Origin of the sequence: Chromobacterium alkanivorans, assembly GCF_016937655.1 — a bacterium.
Lineage (GTDB): Bacteria > Pseudomonadota > Gammaproteobacteria > Burkholderiales > Chromobacteriaceae > Chromobacterium > Chromobacterium alkanivorans.
Genome location: NZ_JAFHKL010000014.1, coordinates 47,752 through 72,260 on the forward strand (window position 1 = coordinate 47,752; position 24,509 = coordinate 72,260).

Annotated in this window: 20 protein-coding genes and 1 tRNA gene; 10 read left to right on the forward strand and 11 right to left on the reverse strand. The window is 64.6% G+C overall.

Annotation, left to right across the window (positions count from 1 at the left end):
• Positions 1-108 precede the first annotated feature (108 nt).
• The 4 genes from lipA to JW897_RS20550 all read right to left on the reverse strand — a co-directional run bounded on the left by lipA (position 109) and on the right by JW897_RS20550 (position 3,289).
• A complete protein-coding gene (lipA, locus tag JW897_RS20535; RefSeq protein WP_019101292.1) occupies positions 109-1,056 on the reverse strand; it encodes a lipoyl synthase in 948 nt (315 codons plus the stop codon).
• On the reverse strand, positions 1,053-1,676 hold the full coding sequence (gene lipB / locus JW897_RS20540) for a lipoyl(octanoyl) transferase LipB (RefSeq protein WP_019101293.1): 624 nt from the start codon (positions 1,674-1,676) through the stop codon (positions 1,053-1,055). The genes lipA and lipB overlap by 4 nt, the downstream gene beginning before the upstream one ends.
• A gap of 16 nt (positions 1,677-1,692) precedes the next feature.
• Positions 1,693-1,959, reverse strand: coding sequence for an HP0495 family protein (locus tag JW897_RS20545; RefSeq protein ID WP_019101294.1), 267 nt, complete (start codon positions 1,957-1,959; stop codon positions 1,693-1,695).
• Between the two features lie 184 nt (positions 1,960-2,143).
• A complete protein-coding gene (locus tag JW897_RS20550) occupies positions 2,144-3,289 on the reverse strand; it encodes a D-alanyl-D-alanine carboxypeptidase family protein (RefSeq protein WP_048415438.1) in 1,146 nt (381 codons plus the stop codon).
• 228 nt (positions 3,290-3,517) lie between these two features.
• On the opposite strand from JW897_RS20550, the gene ilvA reads away from it, so the two are divergent.
• Both ilvA and JW897_RS20560 read left to right on the forward strand, forming a co-directional pair.
• Positions 3,518-5,047 (forward strand): threonine ammonia-lyase, biosynthetic, encoded by a 1,530-nt coding sequence (ilvA, locus tag JW897_RS20555; RefSeq protein ID WP_048415458.1) that lies wholly within the window; start codon positions 3,518-3,520, stop codon positions 5,045-5,047.
• 63 nt (positions 5,048-5,110) lie between these two features.
• Complete coding sequence (locus JW897_RS20560) at positions 5,111-5,758, forward strand: HAD family hydrolase (RefSeq protein ID WP_205467453.1); 648 nt, start codon at positions 5,111-5,113, stop codon at positions 5,756-5,758.
• Positions 5,759-5,824: 66 nt separating this feature from the next.
• On the opposite strand, the gene JW897_RS20565 is transcribed toward JW897_RS20560, so the two are convergent.
• Together JW897_RS20565 and JW897_RS20570 are read right to left on the reverse strand one after the other, a co-directional pair.
• Positions 5,825-6,955, reverse strand: coding sequence for a M14 family metallopeptidase (locus tag JW897_RS20565; protein ID WP_205467454.1), 1,131 nt, complete (start codon positions 6,953-6,955; stop codon positions 5,825-5,827).
• Between the two features lie 139 nt (positions 6,956-7,094).
• The gene (locus tag JW897_RS20570) at positions 7,095-7,649 is read right to left on the reverse strand and encodes a phasin family protein (protein WP_019101299.1); all 555 of its coding nucleotides are present in this window, start codon (positions 7,647-7,649) and stop codon (positions 7,095-7,097) included.
• Positions 7,650-7,848: 199 nt separating this feature from the next.
• Between JW897_RS20570 and phaR the strand changes: the two genes are divergently transcribed.
• Both phaR and JW897_RS20580 read left to right on the forward strand, forming a co-directional pair.
• Complete coding sequence (gene phaR / locus JW897_RS20575; RefSeq protein ID WP_048415441.1) at positions 7,849-8,415, forward strand: polyhydroxyalkanoate synthesis repressor PhaR; 567 nt, start codon at positions 7,849-7,851, stop codon at positions 8,413-8,415.
• Between the two features lie 369 nt (positions 8,416-8,784).
• The gene (locus JW897_RS20580) at positions 8,785-10,098 is read left to right on the forward strand and encodes a tetratricopeptide repeat protein (RefSeq protein ID WP_205467455.1); all 1,314 of its coding nucleotides are present in this window, start codon (positions 8,785-8,787) and stop codon (positions 10,096-10,098) included.
• 171 nt (positions 10,099-10,269) lie between these two features.
• Here the strand turns inward: JW897_RS20580 and JW897_RS20585 are convergent, their stop codons facing one another.
• Positions 10,270-10,446, reverse strand: a complete 177-nt coding sequence (locus tag JW897_RS20585; RefSeq protein ID WP_205467456.1) for a hypothetical protein — start codon at positions 10,444-10,446, stop codon at positions 10,270-10,272.
• Between JW897_RS20585 and rimO the strand changes: the two genes are divergently transcribed.
• Positions 10,445-11,770 carry a 30S ribosomal protein S12 methylthiotransferase RimO gene (rimO, locus tag JW897_RS20590; protein WP_048415460.1) on the forward strand — a complete coding sequence of 442 codons (1,326 nt, stop codon included), beginning with the start codon at positions 10,445-10,447 and terminating at the stop codon, positions 11,768-11,770. The genes JW897_RS20585 and rimO overlap by 2 nt on opposite strands.
• 58 nt (positions 11,771-11,828) lie before the next feature.
• On the opposite strand, the gene hypF is transcribed toward rimO, so the two are convergent.
• Positions 11,829-14,120, reverse strand: a complete 2,292-nt coding sequence (hypF, locus tag JW897_RS20595) for a carbamoyltransferase HypF (RefSeq protein WP_205467457.1) — start codon at positions 14,118-14,120, stop codon at positions 11,829-11,831.
• A gap of 366 nt (positions 14,121-14,486) precedes the next feature.
• Between hypF and JW897_RS20600 the strand changes: the two genes are divergently transcribed.
• Positions 14,487-16,982, forward strand: a complete 2,496-nt coding sequence (locus JW897_RS20600; RefSeq protein WP_205467458.1) for an EAL domain-containing protein — start codon at positions 14,487-14,489, stop codon at positions 16,980-16,982.
• A gap of 57 nt (positions 16,983-17,039) precedes the next feature.
• Here the strand turns inward: JW897_RS20600 and serS are convergent, their stop codons facing one another.
• Both serS and JW897_RS20610 read right to left on the reverse strand, forming a co-directional pair.
• Positions 17,040-18,326: a serine--tRNA ligase gene (serS, locus tag JW897_RS20605; protein ID WP_048415443.1), complete on the reverse strand. Its 1,287-nt coding sequence runs from the start codon at positions 18,324-18,326 to the stop codon at positions 17,040-17,042.
• A 26-nt stretch (positions 18,327-18,352) separates the two neighbouring features.
• A complete protein-coding gene (locus JW897_RS20610; RefSeq protein ID WP_048415444.1) occupies positions 18,353-19,669 on the reverse strand; it encodes a replication-associated recombination protein A in 1,317 nt (438 codons plus the stop codon).
• 162 nt (positions 19,670-19,831) lie between these two features.
• On the opposite strand from JW897_RS20610, the gene JW897_RS20615 reads away from it, so the two are divergent.
• The 4 genes from JW897_RS20615 to JW897_RS20630 all read left to right on the forward strand — a co-directional run bounded on the left by JW897_RS20615 (position 19,832) and on the right by JW897_RS20630 (position 24,055).
• Positions 19,832-20,365, forward strand: a complete 534-nt coding sequence (locus tag JW897_RS20615; RefSeq protein WP_205467459.1) for a GNAT family N-acetyltransferase — start codon at positions 19,832-19,834, stop codon at positions 20,363-20,365.
• A gap of 231 nt (positions 20,366-20,596) precedes the next feature.
• The gene (locus JW897_RS20620) at positions 20,597-21,229 is read left to right on the forward strand and encodes a helix-turn-helix transcriptional regulator (RefSeq protein WP_205467460.1); all 633 of its coding nucleotides are present in this window, start codon (positions 20,597-20,599) and stop codon (positions 21,227-21,229) included.
• A gap of 126 nt (positions 21,230-21,355) precedes the next feature.
• The gene (locus JW897_RS20625) at positions 21,356-22,672 is read left to right on the forward strand and encodes an SLC5/6 family protein (RefSeq protein ID WP_156187953.1); all 1,317 of its coding nucleotides are present in this window, start codon (positions 21,356-21,358) and stop codon (positions 22,670-22,672) included.
• Positions 22,673-22,738: 66 nt separating this feature from the next.
• Positions 22,739-24,055, forward strand: coding sequence for an L-cysteine desulfidase family protein (locus JW897_RS20630; protein ID WP_205467461.1), 1,317 nt, complete (start codon positions 22,739-22,741; stop codon positions 24,053-24,055).
• A gap of 206 nt (positions 24,056-24,261) precedes the next feature.
• Here the strand turns inward: JW897_RS20630 and JW897_RS20635 are convergent.
• Positions 24,262-24,346: transfer RNA gene (locus JW897_RS20635), tRNA-Leu, on the reverse strand.
• Positions 24,347-24,509 lie beyond the last annotated feature (163 nt).

Consider the following 24,509-nt stretch of genomic DNA (forward strand, 5'->3'; position numbering starts at 1 on the left):
GCGCATGTCGTAGTATAGACGCTCCGTCGTCGTTGCGAGCCTGTACCAAAGACAGGGCAATGAAAAAGGGAGCCCTGGGGCTCCCTTGCGTCTGGGCGGCTTGGCCGTTTACACGCCGGCCTCGTGCGCCTGCACGTCGGCGTGGTAGCTGGAGCGCACCATCGCGCCCACGGCGGCGTGGACGAAGCCCATTTCATAGGCTTTTTTCTCGAACATCTTGAACACGTCCGGGTGCACGTAGCGCAGCACCGGCAAGTGGCCGTCGGACGGCTGCAGGTACTGGCCTATGGTCAGCATGTCCACATTGTGGGCGCGCAGGTCGCGCATCACTTCCAGGATTTCCTCGTCGGTTTCGCCCAGGCCCACCATCAGGCCGGACTTGGTGCGAACCTCGGGGTTCTTGGCCTTGTAATCCTTCAGCAATTGCAGCGAGTGCGCGTAATCCGAGCCCGGGCGCGCCTGCTTGTACAGCCGCGGCACGGTTTCCAGATTGTGGTTCATCACATCCGGCGGCGTCTGGCTCAGGATGTCGACGGCCACGTCCAGGCGGCCGCGGAAGTCCGGCACCAGGGTCTCGATCTGGGTGTTGGGCGACATTTCGCGCACCGAGTTGATGCAGTCGGCGAAGTGTTGGGCGCCGCCGTCGCGCAAGTCGTCGCGGTCCACCGAGGTGACCACCACGTATTTCAGTTTCATCGCGGCGACGCTCTCCGCCAGGTGGCGCGGCTCGTCCGGGTCCAGCGGGTTGGGGCGGCCGTGGCCCACGTCGCAGAACGGGCAGCGACGGGTGCAGATGTCGCCCATGATCATGAAGGTGGCGGTGCCCTTGCTGAAACATTCGCCGATGTTCGGGCAGGTGGCTTCCTCACAGACGGTGTGCAGCTTTTGCTCGCGCAGGATCTGCTTGATCTCGTGGAAGCGCTGGCCGTTGGGCAGCTTGGCGCGGATCCATTCCGGTTTTTTCAGCTTTTCGTCCAGCGGGACGATCTTGATGGGGATGCGGGCGGTTTTGGCCGCGCCCTTGTGTTTGACCCCAGCCTGGTTTTCCGGCTTCATGTCAGTTCCTCGGTGCTGTTCAGGAGGCGCTCCAGATGCGGCAGCAGCGTATCGGCGGCGGCGGCAAGGCTCAGCTCCACTCCCAGTTGTTTCAGATCGGTCACCTTGAGGTTGGCGTAACCGCAAGGATTGATGGAATCGAACGGTGCCAGGTCCATGTCCACATTGAAGCTGAGGCCATGGTAGACCGCGTGGTTCTTGATGCGCAGGCCCAGCGAGGCGATCTTGGCGCCGGCGACGTATACGCCGGGAGCGTCCACATCGCCGTTGCCGTGGATGCCCAGTTCCGCCAGCGCGTCTATCACCGCCTGTTCGATGCGGCGCACCAGCTCGCGCACGCCTATGCCCATGCGCTTGAAGTCCACCAGCAGGTAAACCACCAACTGGCCGGGGCCGTGATAGGTGATCTGGCCGCCGCGGTCGGTTTTCACCACCGGGATGGCGGTGGCGTGCAGCAGGTGCTCCGGCTTGCCGGCCAGGCCCTGGGTGTAGACGGGCGGGTGTTCGACCACCCACAGTTCATCGGGGGTGTCGGCGTTGCGGGCGTCGGTGAACGCCTGCATGGCGCGCCAGGTGGGTTCGTAATCCACCCGGCCCAGATGTTTGACGATGCGCGGCACGGCAATCTCCTGGCGCTTAGAGCACCATTTTGACCATCGGATGGCCGGTCAGCGACAGATAGATGTTGTCCAGCTGTTGACGCGAAGTGGCGGTGACGGTGACGGTCAGCGCGTAGAAGCGGCCGTTGGAGCTTTCGCGCAGCGTTACGTCGTGGTCGGCCAGGTCCGGCGCGTTGACGCGCACGACCTCGGTGATGGTGAGGACGAAATCCTCATGACGCTCGCCCATCACCTTGATGGGAAAGCGACAGGGGAATTCCATGAGTTCCTGTTTTTCAGACATATTCAATCAAATCCGCAAAGACGCCGCGCCCGAAACGGGCAAAGGCGCAGCGGCCAGTTGTACTGCAAACCGGGCCATCCGCGCCAATACATTTTACGGTCGTCTTTATTACTAAAACGTCACATCATAATACAGTCGCGGCGTCCGGGCGATGCCCGGCGCCGCGATCAACGGCGGACGCCGTTTATTTCCAGCCCAGCATCAGCTTGATGCTGTCCCACAGCCGGCTGAAGAAGCCGCCTTCTTCCACGGCCTTCAAGGCCACCACTGGGCGCTCGAACAGCGGCTTGCCGTCCAGCGACACCACCAGCTTGCCCACCACCTGGCCGGCTTTGACCGGGGCGATCAGCGGCTGCATCGTGGTCAGATCGGCCTTGAGCTTGGCGGCCTGGCCCTTGGCCACGGTGGCGTAGACGTCGCCGGCGAAGCCGACGGCCACGGTTTTGGCCGCGCCCTTGTAGATCGGCAGCTCGGACACCGGCTTGGCTCCGCTATACAGTTTGGGCGTATCGTAAAACTGCAAGCCGTAGTTGAGCAGCTTGGAGCTTTCCACCGCGCGCGCTTCCGGGCTGGCGGTGCCCACCACCACCGAAATCACGCGACGACCGTCGCGATGGCTGGTGGTGATCATATTGTAGCCGGCGCTGTCGGTGTAGCCGGTCTTCATGCCGTCGACGTTGGGGTCGCGGTAGAGCAGCAGGTTGCGGTTGGGCTGCTTGATGTTGTTGTAGGTGAAGGACTTGATCGAGTAGATCGGGTAGAACTCCGGGAAGTCGCGGATCAGCGCGCCGGCCAGGATGCCCAGATCATGCACGGTGGTGTAGTGCTCCGGATTGGGCAGGCCGGTGGCGTTGCGGAACTGGGTGTTCTTCATGCCCAGTTTCTGCGCCTGCTGGGTCATCACCTGGGCGAACACTTCCTCGCTGCCGGCGATGGCTTCGGCCAACGTCACGCAGGCGTCGTTGCCGGACTGCACGATCATGCCCTTGATCAGGTCGTCGACCTTGGCCGGCACCTTGGGGTCCAGGAACATGCGTGAGCCTTCGGTCTTCCAGCCCTTTTGCGACACCGTCAGCGTCTGCTCCAGGGTCAGCCGCTTTTCCTTCAGCGCCTTGAAGGTCAGGTAGGCGGTCATCAGCTTGGTCAGCGAGGCCGGCTCCACGCGGGAGTCCGGGTCGCGCTCGGCCAGCACTTGCCCGCTGTTGAAGTCGGTCAGGTAATAGGCCTTGCCGGCGATCTCGGGCGCGGGCGGCAGGAAGGCGGCGGAGGCGAAAGAGACGGACGGCAGCGCGATCGCCGCTGCCGTGAGAATGCTGGTGAATGTTTTCATCGTTCCTATGGGCAACGCTGGGGGTTGAGGTCCAAATAGTAGCCGTTGATTATACACGCGGATTGCCGTCCGGTTGCCGCGAAGTGGCGATTTTCTGCGGGCGGGGCGGGCGGAGCCATAGCGATACCGCAATGCAACAATCCAATATTATCAAGGCTTCCCGTATGGTTGGAGTTCCTGCTACTCTGGCAGTTCAAGGAAAATAATGATCGGGACAAAGGCTTTGCCATGCAAGAGAAGCAAGACTATCTGGAACGCATCCTGACGTCGCGGGTTTACGACGTCGCCATCGAAACGCCGCTGGAGCTGGCGCCCAATCTGTCGCGCCGCTATCGCAACACGATTCTGCTCAAGCGCGAGGATCTGCAGCCGGTGTTCTCCTTCAAGCTGCGCGGCGCCTACAACAAGATGGCCAAGCTCAGCGCGGAGCAGCGCGAGCGCGGCGTGATCACCGCCAGCGCCGGCAACCACGCGCAGGGCGTGGCGCTGTCCGCCAGCCGGCTGGGCTGCGCGGCCACCATCGTGATGCCGGTGACCACGCCGCAGATCAAGATCGACGCGGTCAAGCAATACGGCGGCCAGGTGGTGTTGCACGGCGACTCCTTCAATGAAGCTTTTCTGCACGCTAGCGAGTTGGCGGCGCAAAGCGGCCTGACTTACATCCCGCCGTTCGACGATCCGGACGTGATCGCCGGCCAGGGCACCATAGGCATGGAGATTCTGCGCCAGCATCCGGACGGCTTGAACGCGATCTTCGTCGCCATCGGCGGCGGCGGCCTGGCCGCCGGCATCGCCAGCTTCATCAAGCGGCTGAAGCCGGAGATCAAGGTGATAGGGGTGCAGCCGGTGGACTCCGACGCGATGCGCCAATCCATCGCCAAGGGCGAGCGCGTGGAATTGAAGGACGTGGGCCTGTTCGCCGACGGGGTGGCGGTGAAGCTGGTGGGCGAGGAGACCTTCCGCATCTGCCGGGAACTGCTGGACGAGATCATCCTGGTGGACACCGACGCCATCTGCGCGGCGATCAAGGATATTTTCGAAGACACCCGCTCCATCGTGGAGCCGGCGGGCGCTCTGGCGGTGGCCGGCGCCAAGGCCTATGTGGAGCGCGAGGGCTGCGAGAATCAGACCCTGGTGGCGATTTCCTGCGGCGCCAATATGAATTTCGACCGCCTGCGCCATGTGTCCGAGCGTTCCGAGCTGGGCGAGCGGCGCGAGGCCATCATCGCGGTGACCATTCCGGAAAAGCCGGGCAGCTTCAAGCGCTTCTGTACCGTGATCGGCGGCCGCAACATCACCGAGTTCAATTACCGCTTCGCCGATCCGGGCACCGCCCATGTCTTCGTCGGCGTGCAGATCAGCGGCAAGCAGGACCTGGAGGGCATACTCGCCAGTCTGAACGCCCATGAGCTGGACAGCATCGATCTGACCGACAACGAACTGGCCAAGCTGCACATCCGTCACCTGGTGGGCGGCCACGCGCCGCAACTGAAGGACGAGCGGGTGTTGCGCTTCGAGTTTCCGGACCGCCCCGGCGCGCTGATGCGCTTCCTGGAGGCGATGAGCGTGGACTGGAACATCAGCCTGTTCCATTATCGCAACCACGGCGCCGATTACGGTCGCGTGCTGGTGGGCATACAGGTGCCGGCCAGCGACGACGCCGAGTTCCAGCGCTTCCTCGACAATCTGGGCTACCCCTGTGTCGAGGAGACCCAGAATCCGGCCTACAAGCTGTTCCTGGGCAAGACCATACGTTGAACCGGGCCGGCGGGCTGCTCGTGGTCGGCAGCCTGACGCCGCGCTCCCTCATTGAAGCGAATCATGATCAAGGCAGTTCTATTCGATCTGGACGGCACTCTGGCCGACACCGCGCGCGATCTGGGCGCCGCGCTCAACCGTCTGCTGGCCGAGGAAGGCCTGCCGCCGCAGCCGTACGCGGCGGTGAGGCCCATCGCCAGCCACGGCGCGCGCGGGCTGGTCAGCCTGGGCTTCGGCATCGACCGCGAGCATCCGCGTTTCGAGGAGTATCGCTTGCGCTTCCTGGACCACTACGAGCACAGCTTCGCCGACGAGACCGTGTTGTTCGACGGCGTCAACGGCCTGATCCAGGGCTTGATGGACAAGGGGCTGACCTGGGGCATCATCACCAACAAGCCGATGCGCTTCACCGACAGGCTGGTGCCGTCGCTGCCCTTCATCGCTGCGCCGGCGGTGACGGTCAGCGGCGACACCGTGGGCGTGCCCAAGCCTGACCCGCGGCCGATGCGCTACGCCGCCGAGCGGATCGGCATCGCCCCCGAGCATTGCCTGTATGTGGGCGACGCCGAGCGCGACATCGCCGCCGGCCGCAGCGTGGGCATGAAAACGGTGTTGGCCAATTGGGGCTATATCGCCGACAGCGACCGGCCGGCGGAGTGGGGCGCCGACATCGCCATCGATCATCCGCTGCAATTGCTGGATCACGTTTAAGCGGCAATGGAAATGAAAAAAGCCACGGATCTCCGTGGCTTTTTTGGTTTCAGCCTGATTTGGTGCTCAGGCGCGCAGGTTTTGCGCTATCGCATAGATGGGCGACAAGGCCGCCTCGCCCAGGCGCAGGCTGCGCTGGCCGCTCCAGCCGAAGTCGTCGTCCGGCAGATTGGCGTTGTCCTTGAACGGCATTTCCAGCGTGAAGGCGAGACAGCCGAAGTTTTCGCACACCCAGTTGGTGGCGATGGTCATATTGGCCTTGCCCGGCGCGTTGCGCGGATAGCCGTGCTCGGTCTGGTAGTCCGGGCTGGCCAGCAGCAGGTGGTGGCGGAACTGGTCGGCCAGCGATTCCAGGCGTTCGTTCCACGACGGCACGCCCTCGGTGCCGGCCAGGAACACATAGGGGATGTTCTCGTCGCCGTGGATGTCCAGGAACAGGTCCACGCCGGTTTCCTGCATCTTGTTGCGCACCGCCAGCACTTCCGGGCTGGTCTCCGCGCTGGGATCGGCCCATTCGCGGTTGAGGTTGGCGCCGGCGGCGTTGGTGCGCAGATTGCCCAGCACCGAGCCGTCCGGGTTCATGTTAGGCACTACGTAGAAAGTGGCGCGGTCCAGCAGCGCGCGGCTGGTGGGGTCCTGCGGGTCCAGCAGGCGGTTGAGCAGGCCCTCGATGAACCATTCCGCCATGGTTTCGCCCGGATGCTGACGGGCGATGATCCAGATCTTCAGGTCCGATTCCACCTCGTGGCCTATGGTCAGCAGATTGATGTCGCGCTGCTGCACGGTAAAGCCCAGATCGCTGACCTGGCACAGGCCGGAGCCTTGCGCCTGGCCGATCAGATTCAGGTGCTGATCGTAGGAGTAGGGTTCGAAATAGGCGTAGTAGATGCTGCCGGACAGCGGCACGTGATCTATCGTCATCACGCCGTTTTCATAATGGGTGGGCACGCGGAACCAGTTGATGCGGTCGTAGGAGGCCACCGCCTGATAGTCGATCCAGCCGTCCGGGTACGCGCTTTCGCTGGCGTTCAGGAAATTGAAGGTGCAGTGCTGATAAGCGGCGCCTTGCACGCGGAAGTAAAACCACTGGGCGAATTCGGCCGCATTGTCGCGGCGGATGCGCAGTTGGATGTCTTCGTAGTTGTCGGCGGAGACGATCTCGATGCTGCCGGCGTCAAAATTGCTGCTGATTTTCATGCGCTGAACCTATTGGTTTCCTGAAACGTGCTTAAGGCGGAGATTGTAAACCTGTCGCCGCCGACATGCCATCCTCCGGCGCAAGGCAAAGAAAAACCCCGCCGGCTGGACGGGGTTGTGCTTTAGCCTGAAACTGTTCTTAAGCAGTGGGCGCGCGCTTGCTGGCGGTCTTCACGGCGTCGGCGGTGGCGCTGGTGGCGGCCTTGACGCTGCTGTCGGTGAATTCCACCACTTGCTGGGCGGCTTTGCTGAAGGTGTTGACCGCGGCGGCGGCGGCGGCCACCGAGCTCTTGACCGCGTTCAGCGCGGCGTCGGAGCCGGCCGGGGCGTTCTTGGCCGCGGACTCGATCGCGCCGATCAGCGACTTGTTGAAGCTGCCCAGGTTTTCTTCGGCCAGCTTGGTCAGTTCGCTTTGAGCGGAGGAAACGATGTCGTACAGATTGCGGGAGTTGGCCAGAGCGGTGTCGATGTTCTGGGTCGCCAGCTTGTTCAGGTGGCTGACCGCTTCTTGCGGGTCGGTCACGCCGCTCAGCTGCTTGGCGATTTTGACGTTTTCTTCCAGCGACTGCTTGGAGATTTCCAGGTTCAGCTTGACCAGGCGCTCGGCGCTATCCAGAGTGATTTGCGAAAAGCGGAAAATGGTTTCCAGACCGTTGAGGGACAGCTTGTTCAGTTGCTCATTGCTGATGGACATAATGTATTCCTCCGCTGTGGGGTGAGACCTTAAAGGAGATAGTCTGAATCAAAAATTTTGCACTGCACAATGACGACTAAATGTATCATGCATTGCAGCAAAATTGGGAGCGCTGACTGAAGATTTACTCTAGCGTGTTGTATTTATGATAAATTGCCGGCACACGGCACACCGTAACAAAATAAACCGGGAGCGTTACATGAGTGTTGAAAAGCGGGTCATCAAAAAGTACCCGAACCGCCGGCTGTACGATACCGCCACCAGTTCCTACATCACCTTGGGGGATGTGAAGCAATTGGTGCTAGATAATGTGGACATTCAAGTCGTCGACGCCAAGAGCCAAGAGGACATCACCCGCAGTGTGCTGTTGCAGATCATCCTGGAGGAGGAGAACGGCGGCATGCCGATGTTCAGCTACGAAGTGCTGACTCAGTTCATCCGCTCCTACGGCCAGGCCATGCAGGGCATGATGGGACCCTTCCTAGAGAACAATCTGCAACTGTTCGCCCAGCTGCAGCAGAAAATGCAGGAACAAACCCGCGCGATCTACGGCGACAACACCATGTTGAACGCCAATCTGTGGGGCGAGTTCATGAAGTTTCAGGGGCCGGCGGTGCAGAACATGATGGCCAACTACATGGAACAGAGCACCAGCATGTTCCTGGACATGCAGAACCGGATGCAGGAACAGACCAAGCAGCTGTTCGGCGGCTTCGGCTTTCCGGCGTACAAGCAGGACGGCGAGAACGACAAGGATCCGTCCTGACAGTTTGATTCTTAGAGTCTGTTCAAAATCTCGCGAGCAAGAGCGAGACAAGGCGAAAACAGCTGAGAAAGCGGAATGTACTCGTGGTACATGAGCATTTTGAGCTGGTACTCCCCGTGCAAGGCTTCACGAAGCGCAGCAGACATTGAACAGGTTCTTAAGATAAGGCGCAGGCGGCCGGCTGGAACGGCCGCCTGTCCGTTTCCATCCGCCGCTCGCCCCTGGAGGGCTTGCCATGCCTACCCCCGCATGCCGGATGCTGGTCGCCGTTCGCGGCGCCCGCTTTTCCCTCGCGGCGTTCGCCGCCTTCCGTTTTTTTCCGTTTTCCATTGAAGATTCAAGCCGGCCGGGCCGGCAAGGCGCCGCGACATGTCCGCCGAGGCCTTGAGTGCCCGTTTGCGCGCGGCGCAGCGCAGCCATCTGGACGGCGACTGGGCCGAGGCGGAGCGGCGTTACCGGTCTTGCTTGCGGGACTGGCCGGCGTGCGTCGCGGCCAAATCCTTCCTGGCTTTTCTGTTGTTGCAGACGCAGCGTCCGGCGGAGGCCGAGTCCTGGTTGCGCGAGGCGATCGCCGCGGAGACGGATCACGCGGACTGGCATTTCAGCCTGGGCATGGCGCAGGCGCGCCAAGGCCGCTCTGGTGACGCGCGGCGGGCTTTCGCCGCGGCGGCGGCGCTGGACGGCGGCCAGCCCATGTATTGGACCAATCTGGCCGCCGCTTGCGAGCAGGACGGCGATTTCGCCGCCGCGGAACAGGCGTGCCGGCAAGCGCTGGCCGTGGACGCGGCCTGCGCCGACGCGCACTTCCTGCTGGCCGGGCTGTGCTTGCGCCAGGAACGCCACGTCGAGGCGCGGCGCCACAACGCGCAGGGCATCGTGGCGCAGCCGGCCGCGCATGGGCCGATCGCGCGCATCGAGGCGCTCTGCGAGCTGGACCGGCGCGACGAAGCCTTGGCGCTGTTGCATGGCTGGCTGGCGCAGGCGCCGGACGACCCGGTGGCCTTGCACTTGCTGGCCGCCTGCGGCGGCGCGGAACCGCCGCCACAGTGCAGCGCCGACTTCATCCGGCGGACTTTCGACGCCAACGCCGCGGCCTTCGACGCGACCCTGGCCAGCCTGCGCTACCAGGGGCCGCAGTGGTTGGCGCAATGCCTGCGGCGGCTGGCGCTGCCGGCCGCCGCGCTGGACGCGCTCGATCTGGGCTGCGGCACCGGCCTGGCCGGCACGGCGCTGCGGCCTTACGCGCGCAGCCTGCGCGGCGTGGATCTCAGCGGCGAAATGCTGGCGCGCGCCGCGGACAAGGGCGTGTACGATGCCTTGACCCAAGGCGATATCATCGAATTCCTGACGGCGGCGCCGTCGCCCGTCGATCTGATCTGCTGCCTGGACACGCTCAGCTATTTCGGCGATCTGGAGCCGGCCTTGAGCTGGATGGCGCGCGCGCTCAAGCCGGGCGGCCTGCTGTTGTTCAGCATAGAGCGCGCGCCGCGGGCCTTGCCCGACGGCCACCGGCTGCAGCCCTGCGGGCGCTATCTGCACGATGCGGACGGGGTGGAGGCGCAACTGGCGGCAAGCGGGCTGAAGGTGCGGGAGCGCCGGGACATGATGTTGCGGGAGGAGGCGGGTTGTCCGGTGCCCGGCGCTTTTTACTGCGCCGAGCGTCTGGACTGGTCCGGTTCTTAGAGCGTGTTTACGATCTCGCGAGCTAAGGCGAGACAAGGCGAAAACGAGCGAAAAAGCGGAATGTACGAGCGGTACATGAGCATTTTGAGCTGGTTTTTAACGCCGTATCGCCGACGCGCAGCAGATCGTAAACAGGCTCTCAGGCCTAGATGGTGGCGTCGGAATTTACTATCAAGTGAGATCGGAAAGGAGAGCGCCGCGCATCGGCGCTCGCATCCGGCCCGGCGCGAGCGCGGCGGCTGGCGAAAACGAATCGGCAAGCCTGCGGCCCAAGCCCTCGCAACGCCGCGCATCGCCTGTCAAATCGTTGTATACTCTCGCGTTTTTCTTCAGCAAGGCCATCATCATGGCAGACAAGATTCCAAGCATCGGCTTCGTGTCGCTGGGCTGTCCCAAAGCCTCCAGCGACTCCGAGCAGATCCTGACCCGCCTTCGCGCCGAAGGCTACGATATTTCCGGCAGCTACGCCGGCGCCGACCTGGTGGTGGTCAACACCTGCGGCTTCATCGATTCCGCGGTGGCCGAGTCCCTGGACGCGATCGGCGAAGCCTTGAACGAGAACGGCAAGGTCATCGTCACCGGCTGTCTGGGGGCCAAGGGCGACGTGGTGCGCGACGCGCATCCGTCGGTCTTGGCCGTGACCGGCCCGCACGCCACCGACGAGGTGATGAGCGCGGTGCATGCCCACCTGCCCAAGCCGCACGATCCCTTCGTCGATCTGGTGCCGGACATCGGCGTGCGGCTGACGCCCAAGCATTACGCTTATCTGAAGATTTCCGAAGGCTGCAACCACCGTTGCACCTTCTGCATCATTCCGTCGATGCGCGGCGATCTGGAAAGCCGTCCCATCCATGACGTGCTGCGCGAGGCCGAGAACCTGGCCAAGGCCGGGGTCAAGGAAATCCTGGTGATCTCGCAGGACACCTCGGCCTACGGCGTGGACACCAAGTACAAGCTGGGCTTCCACAACGGCCGTCCGGTGAAGACCCGGATGACCGAGCTGTGCGAGGAGCTGGGCCGCCACGGCATCTGGGTGCGTCTGCATTACGTCTACCCGTATCCGCACGTGGACGAGGTGATTCCGCTGATGCGCGACGGCAAGATCCTGCCCTATCTGGACATCCCGTTCCAGCACGCCAGCCAGAAAGTGCTGAAGCTGATGAAGCGTCCGGCCAATAGCGGCAATGTGCTGGCGCGCATCAAGAAGTGGCGCGAGATCTGTCCGGAGCTGGTGATTCGCTCCACCTTCATCGTCGGCTTCCCCGGCGAGACCGAGGAGGATTTCGAAGAGCTGCTGAGCTTCATCCGCGAGGCGGAGCTGGACCGCGTCGGCTGTTTCACCTATTCGCCGGTGGAAGGCGCCACCGCCAACGATTTGCCGAATCCGGTGCCGGAAGAGGTGAAGGAAGCGCGCAAGGAGCGTTTCATGGCGGTGCAGGAAGAGATCAGCGCGCGCCGTCTGGAGCGCCGCGTCGGCCAGACCATGCAGGTGTTGGTGGACGAGATCGACGACGAAGGCACGGCGATTTGCCGCAGCTACGCGGACGCGCCGGAGATCGACGGCCTGGTGTTCGTCGAAGACGCCGCCGGCATGCGCGCGGGCGAGTTCTATTCGGTGAAGATCGTCGACTGCAGCGAGCACGACTTGTGGGGCGAGCGTCTGCCGTCCTGATCCGGGATTCAGCCTCAAGAGACGGCGCGTCGCCCTTGGGCGACGCGCCGTTTTCGTTTCAGCTCCGGCGCAGCAGGCGCTGGCGCGCCACCCAGGCCTGGCCCAGGCTCAGGCCGCCGTCGTTGGGCGGCAGCTGTTCCGCGGTCAGCGGGCGCAGGCCGGCCTGCTCCAGCCGCGGCAGCAGTTGCGCCATCAGCTGGCGATTGCCGCAGCAGCCGCCGGCCAGCGCCACGATGCGGGTGCCGGTGGTGCGCGCCGCCTTGATCGCCCAGTCCGCCAGCGCGGCGGCCAGGGTGGCGTGCCACAGGCTGGCGATGGCCTGGTCGTCGTCCAGCTGGCACAGATGGCGCGCCAGCGGCGTCAGGTCCAGCAGATTGGCCTGGGTGCGCCAGCCGCCGGTCAGCGGTTCGGCCGGCCCGGCCTGGGCCTCCAGCCTCTGCGCGGCTTCGCTTTCGAAGGTTTCCACCCCGCATTGGCGGGTCAGGCCGGCGACGGCGCCGAACCAGCGGCCCAGGCTGGTGCTGTCCTGGCAGTCGCGGCGGGCCGCGAGCTGTTTCTCCAATTGCTGGGCGCCGGGCTGGGCCGCCAGCCGCGGCGGCAGCGGTCCCAGCTCCAGGGTTTGCCACAAGGCCACGGCCAGCTTCCACGGCGGCAGCCGGCTGCGTCCCACGCCGGGCAGCGGCAGCGGCGAGATGTGGCCGATGCGTTCGCAGCTGTCGCCGTCCACCAGCATCATCTCTCCGCCCCAGGCCCCGTTGTTGTGGCCCAGGCCGTAGCCGTCCAGCGCCAGGCCCAGCGCCGGCTCCGCAACGCCGTGTTCGGCCAGCACCGCGCCCAGGTGGGCGTGGTGGTGCTGGACCCGGATCAGCGGCACCTCCCATTGCTTGGACAGGTGTTCGGCCAGCAGGCTGGAGTAGGTGCCGGTTTCCAGGTCGCAGGCCACCGCCTGCGGGGCGACGCCGGTGAGGTCGAGCAAATGGTCGGCCGCCTGTTGCAGCGCTTCGCAGGTCAGCGGGTGGTTGAGCGCGCCGATGTATTGCGACACGAAGGCGTCCTTGCCGCGCAACACGGTGGCGGTGGCCTTCATATAGGCGCCCAGCGCCAGCACCGGCGGGCCGTCCTCCGCCAGCGGCACCGGATCCGGCACGAAGCCGCGCGCGCGGCGGAACAGCAGCGGCCGCCGCCGCTCCAGCGACACCACGCTGTCGTCGCAACGGGTGACGATGGCGCGGTTGTGCAGCAGGAAGACGTCGGCCACCTGATTCAGCCGCTCGCGCGCCTCCTGGTTGCCGGTGACGATGGGCTCGCCGGACAGGTTGGCGCTGCTCATCACCCACAGCCGCGAGCAGGGCTGGCGCAGCCAGCTGGTTCCGGGCGGGCGGCCCAGCGCTTCGTGGAACAGCAGCCATTGCAGCGGCGTGTAGGGCAGCATCACGCCCAGCGCGGACAGGCCGGGGGCGATGTCCGGCAGCAACTGGTCGGCTTCGGGCTTCTTGTTCAGCAGCACTATCGGGCGTTCCGGGCGCTGCAGCCAGGCGGCTTCTTCTTCGCTGACGTGGCAGAGCGCGCGGATGGACTCCACGTTCAGCGCCATGATGGCCAGCGGTTTGCCGGGGCGGTGCTTGAGCTGGCGCAGCCGCGCCACCGCCGCCGGGCTGGCCGCGTCGCAGACCAGGTGGAAGCCGCCCAGGCCTTTCATCGCGATGCAGCGGCCCATATTGAGGATCTGCACCGCGCCGACGATGGGATCGCCGTTCAGGTTCTGGCCGAAGCGGTCGGTCAGCTGCAGCTTGGGGCCGCACACCGGGCAGGCGGTGGGCTCGGCGTGAAAGCGGCGGCTGGCCGGGTCCAGGTATTCCTGGCGGCACACCGGGCACAGCGGAAAGGCCAGCATGCTGGTGTTGGCGCGGTCGTAGGGCAGCCGGTGGGTGACGGTGTAGCGCGGGCCGCAATCGGTGCAGTTGATGAAGGGGAAGCGGTAGCGGCGGTCGCCGGGAGTGAACAGTTCCTCCACGCAGCGCGGACAGGTGGCCACGTCGGCCGGCAGCCGGGCATGGGTGATCGCGCCGCTGCTTTCTTCTATTTGAAAGCGCTGTTCGGCGTTCTGCAGCGGGATGTCGCGTTCCTGCAGCGCGTCGATGTGCGCCAGCGGCGGCAGCCGGGTTTTCAGCGCCTGGCGGAAGGCGCTCAGCGCCTGCGGCTCGCCCTGCAGTTCCAGCGTGACGCCTTCGCCGCTGTTGCGGACAAAGCCGGTGAGGCCGCACTCGCTGGCCGTGCGCCAGATGAAGGGACGGAAGCCGACGCCTTGAACCCGGCCCTGAACCGATAGGTGGATGCGTTGTTGGCTCATGGTGCTTGTGTCGCTGTGTGGATGGTTGGGCTGACCATGCGCAAGGCAGTGAGTCCGATAGGCGTATGCTGCGCCGCGCAATACCTTTGTCATTTCCGTGGCGAATGTAAATTCGCCGATTCTGTTCGCAGCCTAGCAGGCGCTGCCGGCGCCGCGCTTTGTCCTAGATCATGTATATGAGTATTTGACGATTTACTGAATGCAAAAGGAATGGCTTGCGCGGGGAAACCGCGGCGAGGAGGCGGCGGCCGAGCGTCTCGACGCCGCTGCGGGGCGGGGCTGTTGCAATCCGACTACATGACGGCGGTTTGCATCGTTATAATGCCATTTGGAATTTTTCCGTGAATAGCCCGGGTTGGATTGTTAATGTATTACTTAAAACAGTGTATAAAAGAAATCTCTACCCCGGATATCCTGGCGTGCGCGGCGGATACGCCGCTGGCGGAAGCGGCGCGGCGCATGTTGCTGGCGGGCTGCGGTTCCATCGTGGTGCAGGACGAGACGGGCCGGCCCTTGGGGATTTGGACTGAAGCCGACGCGCTGGCGCTGGACCGGCTGGACGGCGCGGCCGGCATGCGGCCGGTGGGCGGCGCGATGAGCGCGCCCCTGGTGGCGCTGCCGCACGATCTGCCGGTGAGCGAGGCGGTGGCGCTGTTTCGCGAACGCGGCATCCGTCATGCGCTGGTGGAGCAGGCCGGCAAGTTGTGCGGCGTGGTGTCGCTGACCGACATCGTGTTGAGCCAGGGCAGCGAATCCTTTCTCAGCGTGCGGCGGGTGGTGGCGGACCGCGCGGCGCCGCTGTGTCTGCTGGGCGCCCAGGACTCGCCGGAGGAGGCGCTGGCCTTGATGCGGCGCCAAGGCGCCACCGCGCTGGCGGTGAACTTCGACAACGGCGACTACGGCATTCTGACCCTGCGCGATCTATTGCGGCTGCTGGCCGAGGGGCGCGCGCCGGCGACGCTGGCCGAAGCCTGCTCCTGGCCGCTCTTGGGCGTGCGCGACGGCAGCAGCCTGTTGCAAGCGCGGCAATTGATCCTGCAGCACAAGATCCGCCATCTGGCGGTCTACGACGCCGACGGCGTCTTGCTGCAGCTGCTGGGGTTCCGCGACATCATCCAGATGGTGGAGCAGGAGTTTCTGCAGGAGCTGCACTCCGCCTTGCGCGAGCGCGACGACGCCTTGCTGCATTCGCGGCGCAGCCTGTTGCTGGCGGACAAGGTGTTCGAATCGACGCTGGAGGGGATTCTGATCACCGACGGCAACGGGGTGATCCAGATGGTGAATCCGGCGTTCAGCCGCATCACCGGCTACAGCAGCCAGGAAGCGCTGGGCCGCACGCCGGCCTTGCTCAAGTCCGGCCGGCAGCCGGCGGATTTCTACCAGAAACTGTGGCAAAGCCTGAAAGAGAGCGGGGTGTGGCAGGGCGAGGTGGTCAACCGCCGCAAGGGCGGCCTGTTGTACACCGAGCACCTGAGCATTACCGCCATCCGCGACGCGGACGGCGAATGCCTGCATTACGTGGCGGTGTTCTCCGACATCACCCAGCGCAAGCAGTCCGAGGAGCGGCTGCACTTCCTGGCCAACCACGACGCCTTGACCGGCTTGCCCAACCGGACCCTGTTCCTGGAGCGGCTGCAGGAGGCGATAGAGCGCGCGCAGCCGGCGCGCTCGCAGTTCGCCTTGCTGTTCGTCGACCTGGACCGCTTCAAGCTGGTCAACGACACCCTGGGCCACCACGCCGGCGACGAATTGCTGGTGCGCATCGCCTCGGTGCTGTTGCAGTACGCGCCGCCGCATTCCACCGTGGCCAGGCTGTCCGGCGACGAATTCATCCTGCTGCTGCCGGTGGTGGAGCGGGTCACCCAGGTGGCGGCGCTGGCGCAGCAATTGCTGGACGGCGTCACCGAACAGTCCGGCCTGACCGGCCACGAGCTGTTCATCTCCGCCAGCATAGGCATCAGCATGTACCCGGAAGACGGGCTCAGCGCCGACGCGCTGCTGGTGAACGCGGACTCCGCGATGTACCAGGCCAAGGAGCGCGGCAAGAACAACTTCCAGTTCTACACCTCGGACATGAACGCGCGGGCGATGGAGCGGCTGAAGCTGGAGTACAGCCTGCATCGCGCCTTGGCGCAGGAAGAGCTGGAAGTCTGGTATCAGCCCAAGGTGGAGCTGGCCACGCGGCGCATCGTCGGCGCCGAGGCCCTGCTGCGCTGGCGCCATCCCGAGCTGGGGCTGATGGCGCCGAGCAAATTCATACCCATCGCCGAGGATGGTTCGCTGATGGTGCCGATGGGCGAGTGGGTGCTGGACACCGCCTGCCGCGATTGGGCCCAGTGGCAAGGCATGGGGCTGGGGCCCGGCCGCATCGCGGTCAATGTGTCCGGCCGCCAGCTCAAGTACGGCAGCTTCGCCGACACGGTGGCGCGCGCGCTGAGCCGGCATGGGCTGGACAGCGGGGCGCTGGAGCTGGAGATCACCGAGAGCGTGGCGATGGACGAGGACTGCGGCATGGTGGAGGCGCTGCAGCGGCTGCGCGAGCTGGGCGTCTATCTGTCCATCGACGATTTCGGCACCGGCTACTCTTCGCTGTCCTATTTGAAGCGGCTGCCGGTCAAGGGCTTGAAGATAGACCGTTCCTTCATCATGGACCTGCACCATGACGGCGACGACGCCGCCATCACCCGCGCCATCATTTCGATAGGCCGCAGCCTGGGGCTGGAATTGGTGGCCGAGGGGGTGGAGCTGGAGGCGCAGCGGGATTTCCTGTTGCAGCAGGGTTGCCGGCTGGGCCAGGGCTATCTGTTCAGCAAGCCGTTGCCGCGCGCAGACTTCGAAGCGCTGCTGGCGGCGCGGATGTGAAAAACGGCGCTCCTCGGAGCGCCGTTGTCGCGGGCCGGGCGCAAGCCCGGCTCGAGCTTAGCCGCCGATCTTGTCGCGGCCGCCGAAGTAAGGCCGCAGCACGGCCGGGATGGTCACGCTGCCGTCGGCGTTCTGGTAGTTTTCCAGCACCGCCACCAGGGTGCGGCCCACCGCCAGGCCGGAGCCGTTCAGCGTGTGCACCAGCTGGTTCTTGCCGTTTTCGTCCTTGTAGCGCGCCATCATGCGGCGCGACTGGAAGGCCTCGCAGTTGGAGCAGCTGGAGATTTCGCGATAGGTGTTCTGCGCCGGCAGCCAGACTTCCAGATCGTAAGTCTTGGCGGCGCCGAAGCCCATGTCGCCGGTGCACAGCGTGATCACGCGGTAGGGCAGCTCCAGCGCCTTGAGGATGTTTTCGGCGTGGCCGACCATCTCTTCCAGCGCGGCGTAGGAGTCTTCCGGCTTTTCGATGCGCACCATCTCCACCTTGTCGAACTGATGCTGGCGGATCATGCCGCGGGTGTCGCGGCCGTAGCTGCCGGCTTCGGAACGGAAGCAGGGCGAATGCGCGGTCAGTTTCAGCGGCAGTTCCTCGGCCTTGAGGATGCTGTTGCTGACGGTGTTGGTCAGGGTGATTTCCGAGGTGGAGATCAGGTACTGGTCCACATTGCCTTCTTCGCCGCCCTTGCTGACCTTGAACATGTCTTCGGCGAACTTGGGCAGTTGGCCGGTGCCCAGCAGCGCGCTGTCGTTGACGATGTAGGGGGTGTAGTGCTCGACGTAGCCGTGATCGCCGGTATGGGTGTTCAGCATGAATTGGGCGATGGCGCGGTGCAGCCGGGCGATGTCGCCCTTGAGCACGGTGAAGCGAGCGCCGGACAGCTTGGCGCCGGTGTCGAAGTCCAGGCCCAGCGGCGCGCCGACGTCGACATGGTCTTTGGCTTCGAAGTCGAACTGACGCGGCACGCCGACGCGGCGCACTTCCACATTGTCGTTTTCGTCCTTGCCCGCCGGCACCGATTCGTGCGGCAGGTTGGGGATGGACATCAGCCAGGCGTCCAGCTGCTTTTGCACCGCGTCGAAGCCTTGTTCGGCGGCTTTCAGCTCATCGCCCAGCGTCGCCACTTCGGCCAGGATGGCTGACACGTCTTCGCCCTTGCCCTTGGCCACGCCGATCTGCTTGGAGGAGGCGTTGCGTTTGGCTTGCAGTTCCTGCATGCGGGTCTGCAGGGATTTGCGTTCGGACTCCAGCTGGTTGAAGGCTGCGGTGTCCAGGGCATAGCCGCGGCCGGCCAGACGGGCGGCGACGGCTTCGATGTCGTTGCGAAGCAGATTGATGTCGAGCATGGTTAGGTTGGTCCTGTTTCTTTCACTTATTCGGAGTCTTGCCGGGCGTCGTCGTCGAGCTGACGCAGGAAATCCAGCTTGTCCCGTATTTTGCTTTCCAGTCCGCGCGGAGTCGGCTGATACCAGCGCATATCCTCCAGCCCTTCCGGCAGATAGGTCTCGCCGGCGGCGTAGGCATGGGGTTCGTCGTGGGCGTAGCGGTATTCGTGGCCGTAGCCCAACTCCTTCATCAGCCGGGTGGGCGCGTTGCGCAAGTGTACCGGCACCGGCCGGGACTTGTCCTGCTTGATGAAGGCGCGGGCCTCATTATACGCCTTGTAGCCGGCGTTGCTCTTGGCGGCGATGGCCAAATACAGCGCGGCTTGAGCCAGCGCAAGTTCGCCTTCCGGGCTGCCCAGCCGCTCATAGGTGGCGGCCGCTTCGTTGGCGATCTGCATCGCGCGCGGGTCGGCCAGGCCGATGTCCTCCCAGGCCATGCGCACCAGCCGGCGCGCCAGGTAGCGCGCGTCGGCGCCGCCGTCCAGCATCCGCGTCAGCCAGTACAGCGCCGCGTCCGGATTGGAGCCGCGCACCGATTTGTGCAGCGCGGAGATCTGGTCGTAGAAATCGTCGCCGCCCTTGTCGAAGCGGCGCGCGTTGACGGTCAGCACCTCGGACAGAAAATCGCGGTCGATCTGGCCGGTCTTGCGCGCGTAGGCGGCGGTGCGGGTCTGCTCCAGCAGGTTGAGGAAGCGGCGGGCGTCGCCGTCGGCGTAGCCGGTCAGGGTGTCGACGGCGGCGTCGTCGAAGCTCAGCCCGTCCAGCGCGCCGTTGGCGGCGGCGCGCTCGAACAGCTGGCGCAGTTCCTCCTCGTCCAGGCTGTTGAGCACATAGACCTGGGCGCGCGACAGCAGCGCGGAATTGACCTCGAAGGAGGGGTTTTCCGTGGTGGCGCCGATGAAGGTCAGCAGGCCGGATTCGACGAAGGGCAGAAAGGCGTCCTGCTGGCTCTTGTTGAAGCGGTGCACCTCGTCGACGAACAAGATGGTGTGGCGGCCGGAGCGTTGCAGCGCGGCGTGAGCGCGCTCCACCGCCTCGCGGATGTCCTTGACGCCGGAGAACACCGCCGACAGCGGGATGAATTCGGCGTCGAAACTGGCGGCGAGGATGCGCGCCAGCGTGGTCTTGCCGACGCCTGGCGGGCCCCACAGAATCATCGAGTGCGGGGTGCTCGCCTCCACCGCCAGCCGCAGCGGCTTGCCGGGGCCGATCAGGTGCCGTTGGCCGATCACCTCGTCGAGGCGGCCGGGACGCAGCGCTTCAGCCAGCGGTTTCTTCGGTTCATTGGCAAACAGATCGTTCATGGCGGGGTTCTGCGGCGGGGAAAATCAAAGCGACAGTATATCAGCTGATCCGCCCGGCGCGTTTGCCCGGCGGATTTGTTGCGGTGCAAAAACCATGGCGCGGACGGAGGAATGCTGGCAAATTGTTTCCATTGTCATGATTTTGCGAACGGACGGAAAACGATGATGCAAGCCGTGGATGCCGGCCGCCTATTGCTGCGGCCTTTCAACGAGAACGATCTGGACGCCTTTTACCGGCTGGGCACCGTGGCCGAGGCGATCCGTTACGTCGGCAACACGCCGTTCGGCTCGCGCGAACAGGCTTTGCAGGCGATGCGCGACGGACCGCTGGCGGACTACGAGCGCTACGGCTTCGGCCGGCTGGCCTGCGTGTGGAAGGACAGCGGCGAGGTGATAGGCTTCAGCGGCTTGAAATACATGGCGGCGGTGGACGCGGTGGAGCTGGGTTACCGCTTTCTGCCCGAGTACTGGGGCCTGGGTCTCGCCACCGAGTCCGGCCGCGCCTGTCTGCGCCTGGCGCGGGACGTTTACGCGCTGGACAGGCTGGTGGGCCTGGTGCACCCCGACAACGCCGGGTCCGCGCGGGTGCTGGGCAAGCTGGGCTTCGTGGTGGAGGGGCGGGTGAGCCTGGATTTCATCCCGGACACGCCGGTGGATCTGTTCGCCAGGCGTTTGCCGGCGGACGAGGCTTGGTAAGAAGGAAAGACACGGGTTTCTGAGCCCGCCGCTCAAGTTCGCCGGGCCGTGCCGGCCGTTTCTTTCCTGTCTAACCCGCTATTTTGGCGGGTTTTTTTCATTGGGCGCCGCGCTTGCGGCGGGCGCCGGTCTGGACGGATTTGACGCGCGTCAAATGCGCTCGTGGTTGCGCATGACATGGCGGAGAGGTGATGCATAGAATCTCGCCGTGATAATTTTTTTGTCATCGCCATGAAACTGCAACTAGACGCCGAAGTGCTCGCCGATTTCGTGTCGGCCCTGTTGGGGCCGGACAGCGAGGTGGCGGTGCACGATCTGTCCGATCCCAGCGCCTCGCTCAAAATCATCCGCAACGGGTATGTGTCCGGCCGCAGCGTCGGCGCGCCGGCCACCGATCTCGCCTTGAGCATGGCGCGGGAGTGTTCCGGCAAGGGCGGCGAGGACTACCGGCTGAACTACCGCAGCAAGACCCGAGGCGGCGTGTCGCTGCGCTCGTCCACCCTGGTGATCAAGGACGAGGCCGGCCGTGCGCAGGCCATGTTCTGCGTCAATTCCGATGACAGCCGCTACAAGCGCGCGCTGGAGGCGGTGCAGGCGCTGCTGCCGGCGGAGCTGTCTCACGATCCGCATCAGGAAACCTTGTCATTGGGCATAGACGACGTCGGCGTGGGCATCATGCAAGGCGTGCTGGAGCAGTACGCTATCGATCCGGCGCGCTTGTCCGGCGATGAAAAACTGGAGGTGATCAGGGAGTTGAACCAGCGCGGCTTGTTTTCTATCCGCGGCTTCGTCGGCAAGGCTTCGCAGGCGCTGGAGATTTCCGAACCCACGCTTTACCGCTATCTGAAGCAGTGCCGCGACTGAGGGCTTCCGATACGCGTCCGAGAATCCCTTCCCGCGCTGTTGGCGCAGCGCGGCGGGGACACCCAAGCTTCCGGTTGGCGCCGGAGGGCTTGAGACAGCAGATGAACCACTAAAGGAACAAAGAGTATGGACATCACCCAGGTGGGCGTCAAGCCCAGGGCAAGCGCTGCCGAACGCGCGGGCATGAGCGAAGCGGAGTGGCGGGAGGCGGTGCGTTTCGACGGCGTCGACCGCGGTTGGGTCGTGATGAGCATAGGCATGGCGATAGGCGCCGGCATTGTGTTTCTGCCGGTGCAGGTGGGGCTGATGGGGCTGTGGGTGTTCCTGCTGTCGTCCGTCATCGGCTATCCGGCGATGTATCTGTTCCAGCGCCTGTTCATCAACACCCTGGCGGAGTCGCCCGAGTGCAAGGACTATCCCAGCGTGATCAGCGGCTATCTGGGCAAAAACTGGGGCATTTTGCTGGGGGCCTTGTACTTCATCATGCTGGTGATCTGGGTCTTTGTGTACTCCACGGCCATCACCAACGACAGCGCCTCCTTTCTGCACAGCTTCGGCGTCACCAAGACCTTGCTGTCCGCCAATCCCTTCTATGGCCTGGGCCTGATCTGCCTGCTGGTGGCGCTGGCCTCCCGCGGCGAGCAGCTGCTGTTCAAGATTTCCACCGGCATGGTGCTGACCAAGCTGGGCGTGGTGGCGGTGCTGGGCCTGGCCATGGTGTCCGAATGGCGGATGGTCAATGTCGGCGCCTTTCCGTCGCTGGGCAGCCTGATCAAGGACGCCATCATCATGCTGCCGTTCACGCTGACCTCCATCCTGTTCATCCAGAGCCTGAGCCCGATGGTGATCTCCTACCGCGCGCGGGAGAAGTCGCGCAAGGTGGCGCAGTACAAGGCGATGCGGGCGATGAACATCGCTTTCGGCATCCTCTTCGTCACGGTGTTCTTCTACGCGGTGTCCTTCACCCTGGCGATGGGACACGAGCAGGCGGTCAAGGCCTCGCATGAAAACATCTCGGCGCTGGCCATGGTGGCCAGCAGCATGCCGGGCGATATCGTCAAGCTGTTCAGCCTGATCCTGAATATTTTCGCGGTGATGACGGCTTACTTTGGCGTCTACCTGGGCTTCCGCGAGGCCTGCCAGGGCCTGGCGATGAATCTGCTGCGCCGGGTGATGCCGGAGGAGAGCATCCGGCCGGAGTGGGTGGCCAAGGGCATCATGGCGTTCACCGTCCTGCTGTCCTGGGGCGCCATCGTGCTGAACGCCCCGGTGCTGAGCTTCACCTCGATCTGCAGCCCGGTCTTTGGTCTGGTGGGCTGCTTGATCCCGGCCTATCTGGTTTACCAGGTGCCCTTCCTGCACAAATACAAGGGAACCGCGCTCAAGATCATCATCGCCACCGGCCTGCTGCTCTGCGTGTCGCCCTTCCTGGCCTTTTCCTGATTTCCGTCGCCGGCCGCTCTTGCGGGCGGCGGCAAGGCATTTATTTGATTTGAAAGCGTAATCATCATGTGTACAGCAACTCTCAACACCGATTTGTGGCCGCAGTTCGTCAAGGCGGCGCGCGCGGAAGTGGCGCCGGCGCTGGGCTGCACCGAGCCGATTTCCCTGGCGCTGGCCTGTGCCATCGCCGCCAAGACCCTGGGCCGCGCGCCTGAGCGCATCGAGGCGCGGGTGTCGCCCAATCTGATGAAGAACGGCATGGGCGTGACCGTGCCGGGCACCGGCGCCGTGGGCCTGCAGATCGCCGCCGCGGTGGGCGCGCTGGGCGGCGACCCGGACGGCAAGCTGGAGGTGCTCAAGGGTTTGAGCGGCGAAGTGGTGGAAGCGGCCAAGCGCATGCTGGCCGAGCAGCGCGTGACGCTGCACATCGCGGACGTGCCCAATATCCTGTATTCGGAAGCCCGGGTGTTCGCCGGCGACGAGACGGCCCGCGTCTGCATCGCCGATTCGCACACCCACGTGGTGCTGATCGAGCGCAACGGCGCGGCGCTGTTCCGCGCCGAAGCCGAAACCGCGGGCCAGGCCGGCGCCGGATACGACTTTTCCGACGCGACGGCGCGGGATGTCTACGACTTCGCCGCCCAGGCGCCGCTGGAAATGATGGACTTCATCCACGAGGCGGCCACGCTGAACGAGGCGCTGTCGCGGGCGGGCATGGGAGGGCAGTTCGGCCTGCACATCGGCGCGACCCTGCACAAGCAGGTGAGCGCCGGCCTGCTGTCGGACAATCTGTTGACCCGCATCCTCACCCGCACCACGGCGGCGTCCGACGCCCGCATGGGCGGCGCCACCCTGCCGGCGATGAGCAACTCCGGCTCCGGCAATCAGGGCATCGCCGCCACCATGCCGGTGGTGGTGGTGGCCGAGCATGTCGGCGCCGACCGCGAGGCGCTGACGCGGGCGCTGATGCTGTCGCACCTGATGGCGATTTACATCCACGCCCGCTTGCCCAAGCTGTCCGCGCTGTGCGCGGTCACCACCGCGTCCATGGGCGCGGCGGCGGGGATGGCCCAACTGCTGGGCGGCGGCTACGCGGTGGCGGGCATGGCCATTTCCAGCATGATAGGCGACCTGGCCGGCATGATTTGCGACGGCGCGTCCAATAGTTGCGCGATGAAGGTGTCCACCTCGGCCGGCTCAGCCTACAAGGCGGTGCTGATGGCGCTGGACGGCGTGTGCGTGGCCGGCAGCGACGGCATCGTCGAATGCGAGCTGGACGCCTCCATCGCCAACCTCGGCAAACTGGCCAGCCAGGGCATGGTGCAGACCGATGCGCAGATCCTGAAAATCATGATGGACAAGCAGGCGGCCGCCGCGAGCTGATTCGAAGCCGAAGCCCGGCTTGTCGCCCTCGAAGCGGAACGGTTTCGGGGGCGTTTTTCATGGCGCGGCAGGCTGCGGGACGCGGGTGGGGCAAGTTGTTGCGTAAGCGACGGGGTTTGCTTGGGACCGGCCTGATGATTCCGGACGGCAGAAGTCATCGCGGGGCGGGCTTTAAAGGGGGAAGGGTCAGGAGATCACTGCAGGGGTGGTGCGAAAGGAGAGACTCGAACTCTCACGCCTTGCGGCGCTGGAACCTAAATCCAGTGCGTCTACCAATTCCGCCACTTTCGCTTCGATGCCGCTTGCAAATTCGGCCGGAAGCCCGCATTTGCAAGGGAGTGCAAGAATACCCGAAGCGTTTGCGAGGCGCAAGCCGGGCCGCCTGGAAACTTATTGCCACGGCGGCTGTCACTGTCGGTACAATTTGATAAAAATCCCTTTGGAGAAAGGCTTA